General features: G+C 45.9%; 14 protein-coding genes. 11 read left to right on the plus strand and 3 right to left on the minus strand.

Going from position 1 to position 17531, the window contains the following annotated elements:
• Positions 1-44 precede the first annotated feature (44 nt).
• Positions 45-1109 (minus strand): sugar-transfer associated ATP-grasp domain-containing protein, encoded by a 1065-nt coding sequence (locus R3187_RS12230; RefSeq protein WP_318967337.1) that lies wholly within the window; start codon positions 1107-1109, stop codon positions 45-47.
• A 258-nt stretch (positions 1110-1367) separates the two neighbouring features.
• On the opposite strand from R3187_RS12230, the gene R3187_RS12235 reads away from it, so the two are divergent.
• The 8 genes from R3187_RS12235 (at position 1368) to R3187_RS12270 (ending at position 9761) form a co-directional block, all read left to right on the plus strand.
• Positions 1368-2072, plus strand: coding sequence for a tetratricopeptide repeat protein (locus tag R3187_RS12235; protein WP_318967338.1), 705 nt, complete (start codon positions 1368-1370; stop codon positions 2070-2072).
• A 14-nt stretch (positions 2073-2086) separates the two neighbouring features.
• A complete protein-coding gene (locus R3187_RS12240) occupies positions 2087-3082 on the plus strand; it encodes a hypothetical protein (RefSeq protein ID WP_318967339.1) in 996 nt (331 codons plus the stop codon).
• Between the two features lie 64 nt (positions 3083-3146).
• A complete protein-coding gene (locus tag R3187_RS12245) occupies positions 3147-4877 on the plus strand; it encodes an asparagine synthase C-terminal domain-containing protein (protein ID WP_318967340.1) in 1731 nt (576 codons plus the stop codon).
• Positions 4855-5805: a polysaccharide deacetylase family protein gene (locus R3187_RS12250; RefSeq protein ID WP_318967341.1), complete on the plus strand. Its 951-nt coding sequence runs from the start codon at positions 4855-4857 to the stop codon at positions 5803-5805. Before R3187_RS12245 ends, R3187_RS12250 begins: the two co-directional genes overlap by 23 nt.
• A 6-nt stretch (positions 5806-5811) precedes the next feature.
• Positions 5812-6945 carry a hypothetical protein gene (locus R3187_RS12255; RefSeq protein ID WP_318967342.1) on the plus strand — a complete coding sequence of 378 codons (1134 nt, stop codon included), beginning with the start codon at positions 5812-5814 and terminating at the stop codon, positions 6943-6945.
• Positions 6942-8054 carry a GNAT family N-acetyltransferase gene (locus tag R3187_RS12260; protein ID WP_318967343.1) on the plus strand — a complete coding sequence of 371 codons (1113 nt, stop codon included), beginning with the start codon at positions 6942-6944 and terminating at the stop codon, positions 8052-8054. The genes R3187_RS12255 and R3187_RS12260 overlap by 4 nt, the downstream gene beginning before the upstream one ends.
• A complete protein-coding gene (locus tag R3187_RS12265; protein ID WP_318967344.1) occupies positions 8047-8871 on the plus strand; it encodes a serine aminopeptidase domain-containing protein in 825 nt (274 codons plus the stop codon). The genes R3187_RS12260 and R3187_RS12265 overlap by 8 nt, the downstream gene beginning before the upstream one ends.
• The gene (locus R3187_RS12270) at positions 8868-9761 is read left to right on the plus strand and encodes a hydrolase 1, exosortase A system-associated (protein WP_318967345.1); all 894 of its coding nucleotides are present in this window, start codon (positions 8868-8870) and stop codon (positions 9759-9761) included. Before R3187_RS12265 ends, R3187_RS12270 begins: the two co-directional genes overlap by 4 nt.
• Before the next feature lie 3 nt (positions 9762-9764).
• Here the strand turns inward: R3187_RS12270 and R3187_RS12275 are convergent, their stop codons facing one another.
• The gene (locus R3187_RS12275) at positions 9765-11015 is read right to left on the minus strand and encodes a pyridoxal-dependent decarboxylase, exosortase A system-associated (RefSeq protein WP_318967346.1); all 1251 of its coding nucleotides are present in this window, start codon (positions 11013-11015) and stop codon (positions 9765-9767) included.
• On the minus strand, positions 11012-12610 hold the full coding sequence (locus R3187_RS12280) for an acyl-CoA ligase (AMP-forming), exosortase A system-associated (protein ID WP_318967347.1): 1599 nt from the start codon (positions 12608-12610) through the stop codon (positions 11012-11014). The genes R3187_RS12275 and R3187_RS12280 overlap by 4 nt, the downstream gene beginning before the upstream one ends.
• Before the next feature lie 186 nt (positions 12611-12796).
• Here R3187_RS12280 and R3187_RS12285 point away from each other — a divergent pair, with 186 nt between their 5' ends.
• The 3 genes from R3187_RS12285 to prsT all read left to right on the plus strand — a co-directional run bounded on the left by R3187_RS12285 (position 12797) and on the right by prsT (position 17172).
• Entirely contained in the window at positions 12797-13039 is a 243-nt protein-coding gene (locus tag R3187_RS12285; RefSeq protein ID WP_217666577.1) for an acyl carrier protein, read from the plus strand.
• 31 nt (positions 13040-13070) lie between these two features.
• A complete protein-coding gene (gene wecC, locus R3187_RS12290; protein ID WP_318967348.1) occupies positions 13071-14315 on the plus strand; it encodes a UDP-N-acetyl-D-mannosamine dehydrogenase in 1245 nt (414 codons plus the stop codon).
• Between the two features lie 94 nt (positions 14316-14409).
• Entirely contained in the window at positions 14410-17172 is a 2763-nt protein-coding gene (gene prsT, locus R3187_RS12295; RefSeq protein ID WP_318967349.1) for an XrtA/PEP-CTERM system TPR-repeat protein PrsT, read from the plus strand.
• Positions 17173-17531: the final 359 nt, after the last annotated feature.

A 17531-nucleotide genomic window follows, 5' to 3' on the forward strand; every position in this document is an offset into this window, starting at 1 on the left:
TACTACCTAAGGCATCAAAGCACATAACGAGCTTAACTACACTTTTAGATTTTTATCAGGCTATTTAATTGAGAAAATAACTCAGGTTTAAGCCCTCGCCCATAAGCAACCTGAATTAAATCAACGCCATAATTCGTATTACCTTCAACGATGATAGGACCATCTTCAGTTATCGCCATATCCCAGCCAACAGAGGGTAAATTTTCAACGCTAAGATGAGCACGGGTAATTAATTCCCGAGTCTCTTTCCAATATGGAAGAGTAATTCCTTCAATCGGATTACCTGTATAAGGGCAATGGCTAAAAGATGTTATTGCTGGCCACAATTTGTTTAATGACCCTTTGGCTGCTTTTAACATACCTGTCTCAAGGTCAATTGCCGCCACCATATTGCCAGCCCTCCCTTGTTTGAAGTTGTCAATAATATTCCCAGCTCTAACCAGTTTAATAACGCCAAAAGCCATTTCCACGCTATTGCCTCGTCTGTGAGACAGTATCCTCATTGTGCTAAGGCCACCAGGAGCTGAGATAGTGGAAATTAGTGGATGCGAACTTAGCTTTGGTTGTATAAGCCAGCCATATTTATTTTCCCGGTTAGCTGAACAATACTGATAAAGATCAGCCAAAGACCCTGTTTTACTCTGAAAATGCCATAATCCATCTATCTTGCTCGCAGTAAATGCTCCTTCTCCTCCGGAGCCCGCTGCAAGTTTAATAAAAAAAGCGTCACAACTTTCAGGAACTGCTGCTATAAAGTCAGCCTCAGACAATTCCGCCAACTCTTCATTACGGTTAAATATTTTAATTGTAGCTAATTGATTTTTCTGGCAATGGCGCCAGAAAATCAATTTGTCACCAATTATTTTTCTGTATTCTTTCGGATTAACATCGCAAAGCACAGTACGAAGCGGTATATCTACCAAATAATTTGGCCATGTTTCAGTACTGACAGTGCTAAGTTCAAAAACAGAATGAAATGCCGGGCCAATGTTATAGCGTAGCTTTGCATTTATTACCGATAGTAATGCACGGAGTTTGCTTATTTTGGCCTGCGCTGCTGCAGTGTTTACTGCATACCAATAGGCATAAACTTTATTTGGATAGTCCATTTGCTGCCAAATCCTTTTAGCTCGCCAAAATTTTGCAGGGGAATTTTCTATTATTCAGTGTCAGAGTGTTACTCCTTCTCTTGTAAGTGGTCAAGATGTTTTTTCAATTTTTTAACTTATTTCGTTATCCAAAAGACGGCCTGAGCAATTTAACCAGATTTCAACATCTTCGCAGCCTTTCCTTATGTTACTGTTGTCACCTCCCCGGGTTTGATGGTATTTTGTCAGTGCTAAACTCACCGTAACAGGAGGCAAGACATGGATTTTCTGCCCGGCAAAACGTTAGGCTGCTCACTGCTGCTCACCATTGCTTTTTTCAGTTTTTTTTCGGCTGCTGACCCACTAGCAGAAAAACTGGTAGTTGACAGATCCTGTTTTGATCTTCAATGGCGCAGGCATAAGCCGTTCGATTACTATCACCCGGAAACAAGGGAGAACACCGCTACCTATCGCGGTGGGTTATTGTATTTAGTCGAAAGCAGGCACTTTGATGACGATGTCCGTAATCTTGTCAAAGGAAGTACGTCAGTGCTTCCTGGTGATATATTGTTCGTTTTAAATAGCATTCCCAATCACCCTGCGGCACTAGACAGCTATTCTCGATATGAATATGAGCTAAAACACTCTGAAATTTTTCGCAAAAAACAAGCTAAACAGGATTTAACCTATCAGGCAGATTGTTTTTTCCTCAGAGCAAACCAGGTTTTCCCAAATAACGCTGAGACTCTGTTGGTTTGGGCAATTCATCAATTCCGGAATAACCGCTTTAATGCAGCACAACAAATTCTGGAACGGGCAGTCGCTATCGCGCCAACTTATGTTGAAGCCCACTATAACCTGGGCCTGGTATATGCAGAGCTTAATAATGTAGAGGCAGCGCAAAAACATGCAACTATAGCCTATGATGCAGGTTACCCGCTGATGGGCCTTAAGAACAAAATCGCTAAGTTGAAAAAACAATAACAAGGAATGCCCGGATGTCGTACAACGGATTGTTAATTACCGGCGGCTGTCTGCGCCCAAATGGTTTTGAACTGGGTGAAGGCAAGTACTATGGTAAAGCGGGATTATTAAAACTGGATTTAACCAACGGTCAGTTCAACACCTTGCTTAGCAAGGCGGATGGTGGCAACAACTACCCGACAGAACACCCAAACCAGCAGTTTACCGCGGCTTGTTTAGACGGCGATACATTATGGCTGCCCACCGACACTGAGGTCTACCAGTACCAACTACCAGAGCTTAAGCAGTTGAAATGCTTTTCTCACCCGTGTTTTCATAATATTCACTCAGTGCATTTGATCGACAACGAGTTAATAGTAACCTCTACCGGTATTGATAATGTCGTTATCCTTTGCCCCGCTACCGGTGCTATTAAGCGCATTATTAATACTGAAGGTAAAGATCCGTGGCACAGATTTAACCCTGATACCGACTACCGGCGGGTTCACTCAACCCGGCCGCATGACAGCCACCCAAATTATGTTTTCAAAATGGACAACAAACTCTGGGCAACAAGGTGCACTCATGATGATGCGGTATGCCTTGACAATGTTGCGGACAGAATTGACGTTGCTCATCAGGATGAAATGAGTGTACACGATGGCATATGGTGGCACGATAAACTGGTATTTACCCGGGTTGACGGCTATCTGGTTATTGTTGACCCGAACACCCGTAAGGTTGTTGATAAGCACGACCCATTTGCTAATGAACGCAACCGCCCACTTGGCTGGTGCCGCGGCTTAATGGTAGACGGTGATATATTTTACATAGGGTATTCAAAGCTCAGAAAAACCAAGCTGATGTCAAAATTAAAATTTCTGAGCCAGGGCAATTTTAAGTATATGGATGGCAACGAAGCATTAGTGGTTGCCTATGACATCAGTAAAAAGAAAGTCATTAACACCTATGCCATACCGGCAGGTATGTTAGATGCTATTTACGGCATTTTGCCCTATAACTTTGCCTAATCAGGCTGATGCACTAACATCGCCATATATTCATTTTCAGCAAAAGGATTGCAGGACAACAGCCATGGACACTCACGTTGTAATAGCCGTTAACGATTGCCCGGAAATTCGTATCGCCGCCCACCCTAAGCTGGACATTGCGAAGAGCGATGCCTGTGCTGTCGCACTGTTTGGCCGGGCCCGCTGGCAACAACAGCCTGTTACTGCCCAAAAATTACTGCAGTTATTAAACGAAAAGTCTGATTTGTCAGTGCTGTACCAGCAATTAGCCGGCGACTTTTACCTTGTGGTTATTGAAAGCGGCAAACCAGTTTTGCTGGTAAATGACATTATGGGCGTACAAAGCTGTTATTACGCTTTACAGCAACAAGTACTTTATATCGGCCATGGCCTGAAACCATTAAAACAGCTGGGGGTAACTTGTGCGCTGAATAAACAGGCTATTTATCACTATGTGTACTTTCACTGTATTCCGGCACCCGATACCATTTATCAGCAGGTATATAAACTAGAGCCAGCCAACCTTATTGCAGTAACTGCAACCAATATTACCCCAGCAACGCTTTTATATAGCCCGGATTTTAAAACAAGTACGGCAACAGCCAACAAGTTGCAACAAGAATGCTTATCCGAATTAGCACAGGCAGTACAATACAATGTAGCACCAGATTGTGGCGCCTTTTTAAGTGGTGGCCTCGATAGCTCTACTGTTGCCGGCATGCTTGCCAGACATCAGCAGCCAGCTTATACCTACTCTATTGGTTTTAAGGCAAAAGGCTATGACGAAACAGAGTATGCATTAATAACAGCAAAGCATTTTAATACCCGCCATCAGGTACATTATTTAACACCGGAGCAAGCGGCTGAAGCCTTTGTAAAAGTGGCGCAGTATTTTGACGAGCCTTTCGGTAATTCCTCGGCAATGGCGGCTTATTTCTGTGCCCGTTTTGCCAAAGAAGATGGTCGCGATGTGCTGCTGGCCGGCGATGGCGGTGATGAACTGTTCGCGGGAAATAGTCGCTACGCCAAGCAGAAAGTGTTTGAGGTGTTTGCCAATAGCCCCGAATTCTTGCAGTCACTTGCCAGAGCCGTATTTGTTAAAACACCGCTGGCAAAGGTGCCCGGCTTTAAGAAAGTAGCAAGTTATATTCGCCAGGCTGATGAAAAACTGCCAATGCGCTTGCAGAACTATAACTTTATTAATCAGTTTGGCAGCACGGCGATTTTTACTGAATCATTTCTGGCAGGCATAGATACAGCAAGGCCTGAGCAATTACTAAAACAGCGTTACGAACAATGCCAAAGTGACGATCCTGTAGACAAAATGCTGTTTCTGGATTGGAAATTTACTCTGGCTGATAACGATTTAGTAAAAGTCAGCAAAATGTGTGAGCTGGCAGGTATTGAAGTACGTTATCCATTGCTGGACAAATCATTAGTAGACTTCAGTTGCAAGGTTCCGGCAAGCGCAAAACTACCTGGACAGAAATTACGTGATTTCTATAAAAAAACATGCCAAGGGTTTCTGGCTGATGAGACGCTCAGCAAAGAAAAGCATGGTTTTGGCCTGCCTTTTGGGGTGTGGTTAACCGACAATGCTGAGCTGAAAGCCTTAGCACTGAAGGCCCTGAATGCATTCCGACAAAGAAACATTGTTAAAGCCAGCTTAATTGACGCCGCAATTGAAGCGCATACCAACAGTCATGCCAGCTATTATGGTGAACTGATCTGGATCCTGGTGGTACTGGAACTGTGGCTCCAGGCTGAAGAGCATGAGAATACTGCCGATGCATAAATTACTGCAATTGGCCGGTAAACTGCTTGGCCGCAATAAACTGAGTATTCTGATATATCATCAGGTACTGGCCGAGCATGACCCAATGCGCCCCAGTGAGCCTACGGCAGAAGTGTTCGACTGGCATATGCGCTTGCTGCAACGTTACTTTACACCCTTATCACTGGACGACGCCTTGCACCACCTGCAACACAACAGCCTGCCGGCTAATGCGGTTTGCGTTACGTTTGATGATGGTTATCTGAATAATTTAACGGTCGCCCAACCTATTCTCGCGAAATACAATATTCCGGCAACGGTATATATTGCTACCGGTTTTAGCCAGGGTACCAATATGTGGAATGACCGGCTTATTTATCTGTTTGCCGATACAAAACGACAACAAATTAACTTGCAGGGTGAGCTGATAACACTGGCCGACTGGCCGCAACGGCGTGAGCTGGCACAGCAATGGCTGATGAAACTTAAGTACTTACCTATTGATCAACGCTTAGTTGCAGTGGAAAACCTGTATCAGGAAAATGAAGCTGCCGAGCAAGCCCCGCTAATGATGAACCCCAACGAGATAAAGCAACTGGCTGCAGCAGGTGTCTGTATTGGTGCCCATACTATCAATCATCCCATTTTAAAAGTGCTGTCGCCAGCTGAGCAACAAAACGAGATAGTACAAAGTAAGCAGCAACTGGAACAATGGGCTGAGCGACCTGTTACGCATTTTGCTTACCCTAACGGTGTTCTTGGCCGTGATTTTGATGAAACAGCGGTGAACATTGTACAAAATGCGGGCTTTGACAGTGCAGTAACAACTGACTGGGGTGTATCCACCGGCGAAAACTCTGTATTTAAGTTAAAACGCTTTACACCTTGGGATCGCAGTAGGTTGAAATTTCACATAAGATTAGTCAACCGATATTGGCAAAAGGGTTAATTTACGATGGGTGAAAAGCAAGCAGCTTTAGTAATCGGGGTTTGTAGCCACGGCCTTTCTGTTATTCGCTCTCTTCATGCTAACGGCGTCACTGTATTTGCTATTGAAAAAAGCACTGATATACCAGGAGTGAAAACCAACACCATATCTCAGTTATTTCAGGTTAAAGATTTTTCGGCTGAAGAATTACTAATATCGTTGCCTCAGATCAGAAAAAGTCTATCCCAATGGAATGAAATTGTTCTTTTTGCGACTAATGACAACCATGTAAAATTCATTTGTGATTTCTTCCCACAGCTAACAACCTATTTTAAGATTAGTTGGGCAGAACAAAGAGAAATGGTTGGTCAATTAATAGATAAGCGAAATCTCGAACATTTTAGTAAAGCCGCCGGATTAAATTACCCAAAATCTGCCATCATTAATCAATCCTCTCAAAAAGATACGGTTTTAAGTGACTTCAGATATCCAGTCATTATCAAACCAGCAAAACCGTTATCTTCATTTAAAACTCAAATCGCACGTAGTCATGAAGAAGTTAATAAACTGACAGAAAAATTTGCTGCAGATCTGCCATTTGTTGCTCAGGAATACATTGAAGGGGGGGATCAAACGTTGTATTTCTGCGCCCTAACCCTAGAGGCTGGTGCTCTTGTACAGAGCATGGTCGGACAAAAAATATCGTCTTTTCCGCCGGCTAGAGGTCAAACAACTATCGCTCAAACGTCTGAAAATCATGAAGTAACAGACTTTACCTTGCGTTTCTTTGCTCAGTTTAAACTAAGCGGACCGGTGTCTCTTGAAATGAAAAAAGCGCCGGATAACACATATTGGGTAATAGAGCCTACCGTAGGAAGAACTGATTTCTGGTCAGAGTTATGTATTAAAGCTGGTTTTCATCAGCCCTATCAAGAGTTTCTGATTGCGTTAGGCCAAAAAGCTTCCACTCAATCGCTTACCGGTGCTGTCTGGTTTGATTGTGAGCGTGCTCCACTAAACTATTTTAAAGCATGTCGGGCCAAGAAAACGTTTAAGCCCTTTGGTAAGCCACCTGCTTTTACCTATTTTAGGTTAGGTGATTTAAAACCTTTCTTTGCTGCATGTCTTTTACTTTTAAAGCGGTTGATACTTAAACGATGAGTAGTGCCAGCTCTTTTGAAGTTAAGATTTTCCCGGCGGAAGATACGTTGCCACTTGTATTGCAACAATGGCTTATATTACATCAGCCTCATGCAGTATTTGCATCACCAGATTGGTACTCATCGTTAATCCAATTTAAACAACGACATGATTGTAAGCCAAATACAACGTTCTTCTGGTTGTTTATTTTCCAGTATGGCAAACCTTGCTTGGCTGCGCCATTGGAAAGGGAAGGTAATAAATTCCGGGCAGTCTCAAACTTCTATACACCTTTTAATGAAGTTTTTTTTGATAGCACAATGCTGAATTTAACCCAGGCATGGTCTTTGTTGATAAACCAGCTTAAGTCTGTAGATAAAAGATGGTTAAGTATCGAAGTTTATCCATTATTTCCGGTTCAGTTGAATACCTTGCTCTCTTTACAGAAAAACGAACACGTTTGTGTTTTTCCGTACCACTTTTCCGCTAATTTCAGTTCAGAGTTTAGTGATTTTTCAACTTATTGGGTTAATCGCCCTTCCCGTCTGCGAAACACCTATAAAAGAAGAAAAAAAGCGTTACAGAAATTTGAAAACAGTATCGAAATTCACACTGAACTTACAGATGCTATCAGACAAGACTACTGGCAGGTTTATAACCTTAGCTGGAAAATACAGGAGCCTTCCCGGGAATTTATTAACTGGTTAATGAACTGGGCTGAAGAACATAACAAACTCAGATTAGGCATATTAAAAATAAATGGTCATGCAGCTGCTTTTCAACTCTGGTTGATAAATGGCGATACCGCTTATATTTATAAGTTAGCACAAGACAAAGACAAAGACAGTTTGTCGCCAGGGACAATATTGACAGAACACATGGTTCGAACTTTAGCCGACAATGACGGTATTAAACGAATTGATTTTTTGCTTGGAGATGACAGCTTTAAAACGCTCTGGATGGACAATAAAACAGAAGTCATGGGAGCAGAGATTTTTAATCAAGCCAATTTCTGGGGAGTTGTTCTGACTAGACTCTACAAACTACGCGATCTGATCAAGCTAAAAACCGGTATTAACTTTTCAAAAAAAGCATTTGTAAAAAAAACTTCTGGGGCTAGTGATGAGTAAAGGTGTTTTTGTTAACTCTGGCTTTTATGCTTTTTCATCCGGTCAGCTTTTTGTGCATGCAAAAGTTAATAACATTACAGCAGATGCCGTTCTAATCCTCCCTCCTTTCGCCGAGGAAATGAACAAAACACGGCATCTTATTAGTGCTGTAATGCAACAACTTGCTGCGGCTGGTTGTAATTGCTTTATGCTGGATAACTTTGGTACCGGTGATAGCGAAGGTGATTTAGATCAGGCCTCTGTTGATATATGGCGCCACGATATTCTGCAATTTATTGAGCTACTGCAGCAACAGGGCTACCAACGCTTGAGTGTTGTTGCCATCCGCTTTGGCGCCATGCAGCTGTTTGATTTACTGAACAAAGACGATTTAGCTTTGCCCTTGCAGAACATTGTATTGTGGCAGCCAATATTCGACGTAAAAAAATTCTGGCAACAATTCGCCCGGATAAAGGTAGCTGAAGCAATGGCGAGCGGGAATAAAATCAGCCAGAATGAGCTTGAACAGCAATTACTGCAGGGAGATAAGCTTGAAATAGCGGGCTACCCGATAAGCCCAGAGTTTTATCAAAGCCTGTTGAATATAAAAGCGGCGATACCGGCGCAACTAAGTGACTGCCAGCTAAGCTGGTTTGAAACATCGCAACTGGATAATATTGCTTTGCCAGTGCAAAAAATGCTACAGCAACTGCAGCAACACAGCGACGTGAATTTTCAGCAATTTAAGGATGAACCTTACTGGCAAACAACCGAGCTGGCCAGCGCTGATAAGCTGATAGCATTAACGGTGCAGCAGCTTGCCGGAGGCGAGCAATGACTGAGCGTTTTATAGTTGTTCACAGCGCGGGTTATAAACTCAGTGCTATTTTACATGAAGCGCAGACATGCGGCCCTGACGACACATCAGATACCGGGGTACTGATTCTGGTTGGTGGACCACAATACCGGGTAGGTAGCCATCGCCAGTTTGTGAAATTAAGCCGGGCATTAGCCAACGCCGGGATCAGCAATCTGCGCGCTGACTTTAGTGGTATGGGCGACAGCGACGGCGAGCTTCAGCCTTTTTATGCCAATAACCAGGCGATTAAACAAGCGATAGACACCCTTATCGAACAACACCCCGCTATCAAACAGGTTGTGATCTGGGGTTTATGCGATGCGGCCAGTGCCGCGCTGCTTTATAACTATCAGCAACCTGATAGCAGAGTTGCAGGCCTGGTTTTATTAAACCCCTGGGTAAGGCAACAACACAGCCATGCACAGGTAATGCTGAAACATTATTACTGGCAACGTTTAAGCTCGAAAGCATTCTGGCAAAAGTTATTAGGTGGCGGATTGAACCCGCTGCAAAGCTTTAAAGATTTACTGCAAACCTACAGAACAAGCAAAACTAAGCAGTCCAAAGACGCTGCTGCAAAGCAGCAAGCCATCAAAGAACAAACGACTGCTGATAATTATGTACAGCAGATGCTGGCAGGCTGGCAGAGCTTTACTGGTAAAACCCTGGTGATCACCAGTGGCAATGACCATACCGCCCAGGAGTTTTTAGATCTATGTGCTGATAGCACTGCCTGGCAACAGTGTTTAGCAAATGCCCATCATCACCATATCGCTGCAGCCAACCATACTTTTGCCAATGCGCTTTGGCGCGCTGAAGTAGAGCAACAGACCATTAATTTTGTCCGGCAGATAAAATCTGGCCGTTAAGCGCTAAAGTAAAATCTCTGCCACATTCGGATGGCCCAGAAAATCCTGTGGACTGGCGGTGGGTCCGTAAGCGCCTGACTGATAAACCACCACCCAGTCCCCCACCTCAGCTTTGGGTAAGTTCATCCGGTCCGCTAAGATATCCAGTGGCGTACATAGTGGCCCTACTATAGTGACCAGTTCAGTTTCGCTCTGGTTAAACTTGTTGGCTATGGCTACCGGGTAGTTTTTGCGGATCACCTGGCCAAAGTTGCCGGAGTTTGCCAGATGGTGGTGTAAACCGCCGTTGCAAACCAGATAAGTGGTACCACGTGATTGCTTTTTATCAACCACCTGACAGGCATATAAGCCGGCTTCGGCAACAATATAACGCCCCAGCTCGATAACCAGTTCGATACCAGCCAGGTCATTGTCGTATTGCTGCAATAGCCCCTGCAGCGACTCGCCGACCGGCGCTAAATTCAGCCGCCGCTCACCGGCAAAATACGGAATACCAAAGCCACCACCGAGGTTAATCATCTCGGGCCGGTAAGGGCACGCCGCTACCAGTTTCGCCGCCAATGCAAAAGTATGCTGGTGCGCTTCAATTAATGCTTCCGCTTTCAGGTTTTGCGAGCCACAGAAAATATGAAAGCCACGCAGCTTTACTGGCATATCGCCGATTTTGCCCAGCGTTTCCAGCACAAGCTCTTCATCGATACCAAAAGGCTTGGCACCGCCTGCCATTTTCATACCCGAGGCTTTAAGCTCAAACGCCGGATTAACCCGCAGCGCCACCTGAGGCGTTTTATTGGTTTGCCCACCAAGCTGACAAATACGTTGCAATTCACCCAATGATTCGACGTTAAGAGTAACACCGGCAATAATGGCTGCCAGCAGCTCAGCATCGCCTTTGCCGGGCCCGGCAAAGCTAATGTCGGCTACCGGCATACCACTTTGCAGCGCCAGTAACATTTCTTTTTGCGAGGCGACATCAAAGCCATCAACCAATGGTTTTAAATGCTGCACCACCGGCCAGTAGGGGTTGGCCTTCACCGCATAATGCAGCTTTATTCTTGCTGGGATATGCTGGCGAAATAAGCTGACCTGCTGGTTAATAATGTTGCGGTCGTACACATAAAATGCCGGACGGTTTAACAGCTGGCTGATTTCGGCCATCCGTAAACCCGCGGCGACTAACTCACCCTGCTCGACCTTGAACTGGCTCATTTGTTCATGCTGCGGCGCGTTGTGACTAATGCTGGTACTGGTCATGTTGACGCTCCTGTCAAAAAGTAATCCTGATACTGGTTGGCCAGGGTTTTACGATCGATTTTGCCATTGGCATTTTTCGGTAATTTATCCAGCACTAAAATGGTTTTAGGCTGCATAAAATTGGGCAAACTGCGTTTTAACTGGGTTTGCCAGCTGGCAATATCCGGCTCGTCGCCCGAGGTAGCTACCACGACTAAAATGGCCTGGTCGACTCCGTCGTAAACGCCCATTGCTGCGACATCGACTAATGCCGGGTCCAGCCGGTAGATGGCTTCTTCAACTTCTGTCGGGCTTACCCGGTAGCCGGAGGTTTTAATCATTTCATCGCGCCGGCCAATAAAGTACAGGTAACCCTCTTCATCGGCCTTTACGGTATCGCCCGACCATACCGCCGGGCTGGCTATCTGAATGCCGGCCGGGGTTATTGGGTCAAATTTAAACCGCTCGGCAGTTTTTTCCGGCGCGTTCCAGTAACCCAGGCTGACCAGCGGCCCGCGATGCACCAGTTCGCCAGGCTCATTCGGTCCGCACAAGCTGCCATCTTCGCGCACCACCAGAATTTCTGCGTTAGGAATGGCTTTGCCCATAGAGCCGGGTTTGCGGGCTAAATCGGCCGGTGGCAGATAGGTAGAACGAAACGCTTCGGTTAAGCCATACATCAGATAAGGTTCAGCATTGACAAAAATAGCCTGCAGCTGGCTGAGCAGTGTCTGCGGCATGGCACCACCAGAGTTGGTTAAATAACGGACACTGGCGGCACTATCACCGGCCCACTTTGCTTTGGCCAGCTGCGCCCATAACGGCGGCACTGCGGCAATGCCGGTGACCTTATGCCGGGCTACCGCTCTGACAACATCCTGCACCAGGAAAAAATCCAGCAGCACCACGCTGGCACCGGTACTAAATGCCGTGGTCAGCTGGCTTAAACCATAATCGAAACTTAACGGTAATAACGCCAGGATAACGTCTTCTGAGTGGTTTTGCAGATAAGTGGCTACGCTATTGGCGCCAACGAGCATATTGCGCTGCGACAGCACCACCCCTTTCGGCTTACCGGTGCTGCCAGAGGTATACAGAATAGCCGCCATATCGCTGTCAGTAACCGCGCCGTGTAATACGACAGCAGTGTTATTCTGCTGCACCACAGCAGACATTAGCGGCTTAACCGCAAGGTGGGCCACAGCCTGGCCAGGCTCGGCTTCATCAGTTAATAAAACAGTATGCAAATCGGGGCAATGGGCCAGCACCTCAGTTAAGGTTGCCAGTCGGTCTTTACTGGTCACCAGCACCCGCACATTACAATCCTGCAGAATATGCTGTACCTGCACCGCTTTCAGCGCCGGATTAACCGGCACAAAGACGCCGCCACAGGCATTGGTGCCCCAGATGCTGTATATGGTTTCAAACTGCTTGGGCAAATACACCGCTACCCGGTCAAAGCGCTGTATGCCCTGTTGTTGCAGCGTGGCAGCCACCTGATTAACCTGCTGTAGCAGTTCAGTGTAACTTAAGCTTTTTTCTTTATGGTACAGCGCAGTATGGCGGGGAAACGATTGTTGAGCCTGTTGCAGCAATTGATATAGATTTTTGGTCATTGTGTCCTCTAGACCTTTCACTTTTAATCCCTTTGTGTGCAATAATAAAACAGTTTTACAGAAAAACCGATAGTAAGTTGAGGTTGTGACAAATTTAAGTTGGTAAACAACGAACTGAGCTGAACCTCACTCAGAATACTTATTCAGGATACAGGTCAGGATATAGGCCAATAAAGGACGTACTGCATGCCCAATCAACAACTACTCGCCGACATTTTACGCACTGTACTACAGATAGATAAAGATTTCAGCGCCGATACCCCGCTGCTGGGTGCTATTCCGGAGTTTGACTCTATGGCGATTATTGCCGTTATTACCGAACTGGAAGATCAACTTGGCATTGAGTTTGACGACGATGAAATCTCTGCTGAAATTTTCGAGACTTTTGGCCAGCTAAGCGCTTTTGTTGCTGAAAAACAAGCGGCCTGAAGCGTAACTTCCCATTAATACAGGATTGATTATGTTGCCATTTAGCCGGGTATCAGTGATTGGCTTAGGATATATAGGGCTGCCTACCGCAGCTGTTATTGCCTCACGCGGCGTTGAAGTTCTGGGTGTTGACGTGTCAGAGCACGCGGTTAACACCATTAACCAGGGTAAGGTACATATTGTCGAACCCGATTTGGATATGCTGGTACAGGCAGCGGTAACTACCGGCAAGTTAAAAGCTGCGCTGAGCCCGGAACCGGCCGATGCTTTTATGATAGCGGTGCCCACCCCCTTTAAAGAGAATAAAAGCCCTGATCTGAGTTACATTAAAGCTGCTTTGGAAACCATAGCGCCGGTGCTGGCCAGAGGCAATTTAATTGTGCTGGAGTCGACCTCTCCGGTCGGCACCACTGAGCAAATTTCCGAGTGGCTGGCTGAGCTGCGTCCGGATTTAAAATTACCGCACATTGATGGCGAGCAGGCTGATTTGTATATCGCCCATTGCCCTGAACGGGTGCTGCCCGGCCGGGTGCTGCAGGAGTTAGTCAGCAATGACCGGATAATCGGCGGCATTACCCCGCGCTGTGCAGAGCGGGCTATTGAGCTGTATCAGTTATTTGTCCGCGGTGAATGTCTGCGGACCACCGCCCGCACCGCGGAAATGGCGAAACTGACCGAAAATGCGTTTCGCGATGTTAATATTGCCTTTGCCAATGAACTGTCGATTATTTGTGACAGCTTAAAAATTAACGTCTGGGAATTAATTAAACTGGCTAATCGCCATCCCCGGGTCAATATTTTAAGCCCCGGCCCGGGTGTCGGTGGCCATTGTATTGCGGTCGATCCGTGGTTTATTGTTGACTCGGCCCCGGAACAGGCGCAGATTATTCGTAAAGCGCGGGAAATTAACGATAACAAGCCGTTGTATGTTATTGAAAAAATACGCCAGGCTGCAGATCAGTTTAAAAAGCCGGTTATAGCCTGTCTGGGCCTGGCTTTTAAAGCAGACATCGATGATTTACGGGAAAGCCCGGCATTGGATATTGCCAGACAACTGTTAACTGAAAATATTGGTGAAATTTTATTAGTAGAGCCGAATATTAAGAAGCTACCTGCTAAACTGGCTAATTACAACGCTGAACTGACCACGTTGAACCAGGCGCTGGAAAAAGCCAATATTTTAGTGGTACTGGTAGATCACAAACAGTTTAAGAGTTTACAGCCAGCGGATGTCACTACCAAAGTGGTAATAGATACCAGAGGTATATTTGGCTGAACCGTACTTAATATAAGTGCGGTATGACACCGCCCGAATTGTCACTGACTAAAATGTCACCGACTGAATTGTCACCGCAAAGGAGTGTAGTAGCATGAAAAAAATTACCTTAACAGCGGCCGTACTGATAGCCGCATTATCCGGTTGCAGCGGCAAAGATGCCGCTGAGCATTACCAGGATGCATTAAAATACAGCCAGAATAATGAATACAACGCCGCTGTTATTGAACTGAAATCTGCCATATCGAAAGAGCCGGATAACAGCGATTACCGCTTGTTGCTGGCCAGAATTTATCTGAAAACCGGTGACGCCATATCGGCGGAGAAAGAATTTGATCGCGCCCTGCGTAACGGCGTAGATCCGGAATCTATTGCGGTAGAGGTAATTCAAACCAGCTATCTGGCTGAAAACCATCAGAATGTGCTTAGCCTGTTCAGTGAGACTGAGGGCCTGAGCCCGAAAACACAACAATATCTGAAGTTTTACCGGGCACTGGCCGAAGTTGAACTGGGCGCGCCAGCTAATGCCGTCGTTATATTTGATGAGCTGGTCAACAGCGAATATCCTGATTTAGCGGCTTATGCAAACGCTGCGTTGCTGTTAAATGCCCGTAATGTCACCGAGGCACTTAGTACGGTGCAACAGGTAGCAGCAGATAGCGTGATTGGCAAAGAAGCATTATTGCTGACCGCACAATTACAGTTGCTGGATAAACAGCCAGACGATGCTATTGCAAATTTACAACGGTACATTGAGCAGGTACCCGGCGCATTAAAAGCCAGACTGTTGCTGGCGCAAACCTATGTACAGCAACAGAGCTTTGCCGAGGCTGATGAACAGCTTGTGTTTATTCTGAAACGGGCGCCGGAACATGGCCTGAGCAATTACCTTAAGGCCACTATTGAGTATCAGAAGCAAGACTATGCCAAAGCAAAAGAGCATATCGACAAAGCCATTAGCGCCCGCTTTATTAATACACCAAGCCGGGTTCTGGCCGGTATTGTCAGTCATCAGCTTGGCCTTGAAGCCCAGGCGCTGAGTCATCTTGCCGCTGTTAAAGACAGTCTGCATACCTATCCGCCAGCGCAACGCCTGTATTCGCTGTTACAATTACGTGCCGGAGAAACTGCCGACGCAGCCAGTAGTCTGAGTAGTGCCGAACTTACCGAACAGGATTTATCGCTGGTTGCAGGAACGGCATTTCAATTAATCAGCCAGGGTGACGAGAGCCTGGCCGCCGAGATCCTCAGTCGTTACGAAAATATGGTGGTGCCGCAGGATGGCCGGTCACTAAGCACTCTGGGCAGCCTGAAACTAGGCTTGCCAAACCGCGGGGCTGAAGGCATTAAAAACCTGGAACAGGCGCTGATGATGGATCCGGGCTTACATGATACCCGCCTGGTACTGGCCGGCAGCTATATACGCCAAAAACAATTCGATAAAGCGGCTGAGCTGGCCGATGAATGGCTGAAAACCGCTGAAACCCGCAACGCTGGCTATAACCTGAAAGCACTGACCTATCTGCTGCAGCAAGATCTGGAAAATGGTAAGTTAATGCTGGCCGAAGCGCAAAAAGCCGACAGCGACAATGTATTTACCTTGTATATGCTGGCAGCCGTTGCCAGGGATGAAAATGATATCGCCAAAAGTGATGCGCTGCTGGAACAGGCCATTGCCTTACGCGCGGATTATGTGCCTGCATTGATCGCCTATTATGCATCGAAACAGCAACAAGGTAGCCCGGAAGTTGCAATGGAGGTGGTAGAGCGCTCTCACAAAGCTCACCCGGATAATAGTCAGATCCGGATGTTGCTGGCAAATCTGTATCAGAGCCAGAATAACTTTGCTGAGGTGGTTGATATCCTGAAACCGGTAAGTGAGACCCAGCAACAATTTACCCCGGCATTTTATAATTTGATGGTCAATGCCTACGTCAGAACAAATCAGCCTGATCAGGCGTTTGCTCTGGCAGAGCGCTGGTATAACAGTGATGAGAAGAATGTTCGCGCCGGTTTGGCGTATGCCAATTTACTGGCCAATGCGGGGCGCTTTAAAGAAGCAATAATGATATTGGATAAACAACTTAAGGCTCATCCAAAGGAGCCGATATTACTGCGCTCAAAAATTGCCGCCCAGTCTGAAAATGGCGATCATAAAGCTGCACTGGCGACTTATGAGCTACTACCCGCTGAACTGGCCAATAGCCCTGAAATGTTATATCACAAAGGCCGTATTCAGATATTGAATAAGCAAATCAGTCCGGGGCTGGAAACCCTGAATAAGTCATATAACATTGCACCGCGCGCAGCTACTGCTATTGCAATAGCCGGGGCCTATGCCACAGATATATCTTATCGCCGCGCCGTTTCCTTTATTGAAGACCACTTTGCCAAACATGGTAATAACAGTACCGAGCTGCGGGCTTTTTATGCAAACTTACTGATAGAAGATGATGTTAACAAAGCAGTTACCGTTTACAGCGATATTGTTCAGCAGTCGCCAGACAACCTAATTGCCCTGAATAACTATGCCTGGGTATTGCTGGAAGTGGGCAATGTCACAGAAGCGAAAACCTATGCTGAGCAGGCATTAAAAATTAACGACCGTCACCCGGATGTATTAGATACCTACGGCAGAGTATTGCTGGAGCAGGGCAAACACGCCGAGGCAAAAGCGCAGTTTGAGCAGTCGTTGGCAATCCGGCCCGGCCATGCCGAAGTGCAGCTTAATCTGGCGCAGGCATTGATTAATAACGGTGAGCAGGAACCGGCCCGGAAGGTACTGGCTGCGGTTAAAACAGATAATATTAAGTATCTTGACCGGGCCAAGGAACTACAGCAGAAACTGCAACAATAGCCTCATTAAAGCATCTCAGCATCATTGACTAATTGTAGCAATGTAATAAAAAGCCGGGCAATCCCGGCTTCTTTTACATTCATAACATTGTTTTTGCAGCCACTGAGTTTTGACTATATAAATTTCAATTGCTCGAAACCTATTGGTGCTAATGGTGTTGCTTAGCAAGCTCAATTGCTTGTGTTAGCTTAGTTAAATCATCTGATTAGCCCCTTTACATGTGATGTCAGAATAATTTACACCCACCTGGCGATTAACAAAAAATAATCAATAAAAACAATCAGATGAATTTTGGCCCGAAAAGTGCTTAATGTACTTAGAATGCGAATGCTATAAGTAGTTCGCCCTTTTGTTCGATT

The sequence above is a fragment of the Arsukibacterium sp. genome (assembly GCF_033721375.1).
Taxonomy (GTDB): domain Bacteria; phylum Pseudomonadota; class Gammaproteobacteria; order Enterobacterales; family Alteromonadaceae; genus Alishewanella.

Coding starts and splice junctions, on each gene's coding strand:
- R3187_RS12230 (WP_318967337.1), bottom strand. CDS start 1,109: ATGGACTATCCAAATAAAGTTTATGCCTATTGGTATGCAGTAAACACT.
- R3187_RS12245 (WP_318967340.1), top strand. CDS start 3,147: ATGGACACTCACGTTGTAATAGCCGTTAACGATTGCCCGGAAATTCGT.
- wecC (WP_318967348.1), top strand. CDS start 13,071: ATGTTGCCATTTAGCCGGGTATCAGTGATTGGCTTAGGATATATAGGG.
- R3187_RS12280 (WP_318967347.1), bottom strand. CDS start 12,610: ATGACCAAAAATCTATATCAATTGCTGCAACAGGCTCAACAATCGTTT.
- R3187_RS12275 (WP_318967346.1), bottom strand. CDS start 11,015: ATGACCAGTACCAGCATTAGTCACAACGCGCCGCAGCATGAACAAATG.
- R3187_RS12285 (WP_217666577.1), top strand. CDS start 12,797: ATGCCCAATCAACAACTACTCGCCGACATTTTACGCACTGTACTACAG.
- R3187_RS12265 (WP_318967344.1), top strand. CDS start 8,047: ATGAGTAAAGGTGTTTTTGTTAACTCTGGCTTTTATGCTTTTTCATCC.
- R3187_RS12260 (WP_318967343.1), top strand. CDS start 6,942: ATGAGTAGTGCCAGCTCTTTTGAAGTTAAGATTTTCCCGGCGGAAGAT.
- R3187_RS12235 (WP_318967338.1), top strand. CDS start 1,368: ATGGATTTTCTGCCCGGCAAAACGTTAGGCTGCTCACTGCTGCTCACC.
- R3187_RS12270 (WP_318967345.1), top strand. CDS start 8,868: ATGACTGAGCGTTTTATAGTTGTTCACAGCGCGGGTTATAAACTCAGT.
- R3187_RS12240 (WP_318967339.1), top strand. CDS start 2,087: ATGTCGTACAACGGATTGTTAATTACCGGCGGCTGTCTGCGCCCAAAT.
- R3187_RS12250 (WP_318967341.1), top strand. CDS start 4,855: ATGAGAATACTGCCGATGCATAAATTACTGCAATTGGCCGGTAAACTG.
- prsT (WP_318967349.1), top strand. CDS start 14,410: ATGAAAAAAATTACCTTAACAGCGGCCGTACTGATAGCCGCATTATCC.
- R3187_RS12255 (WP_318967342.1), top strand. CDS start 5,812: ATGGGTGAAAAGCAAGCAGCTTTAGTAATCGGGGTTTGTAGCCACGGC.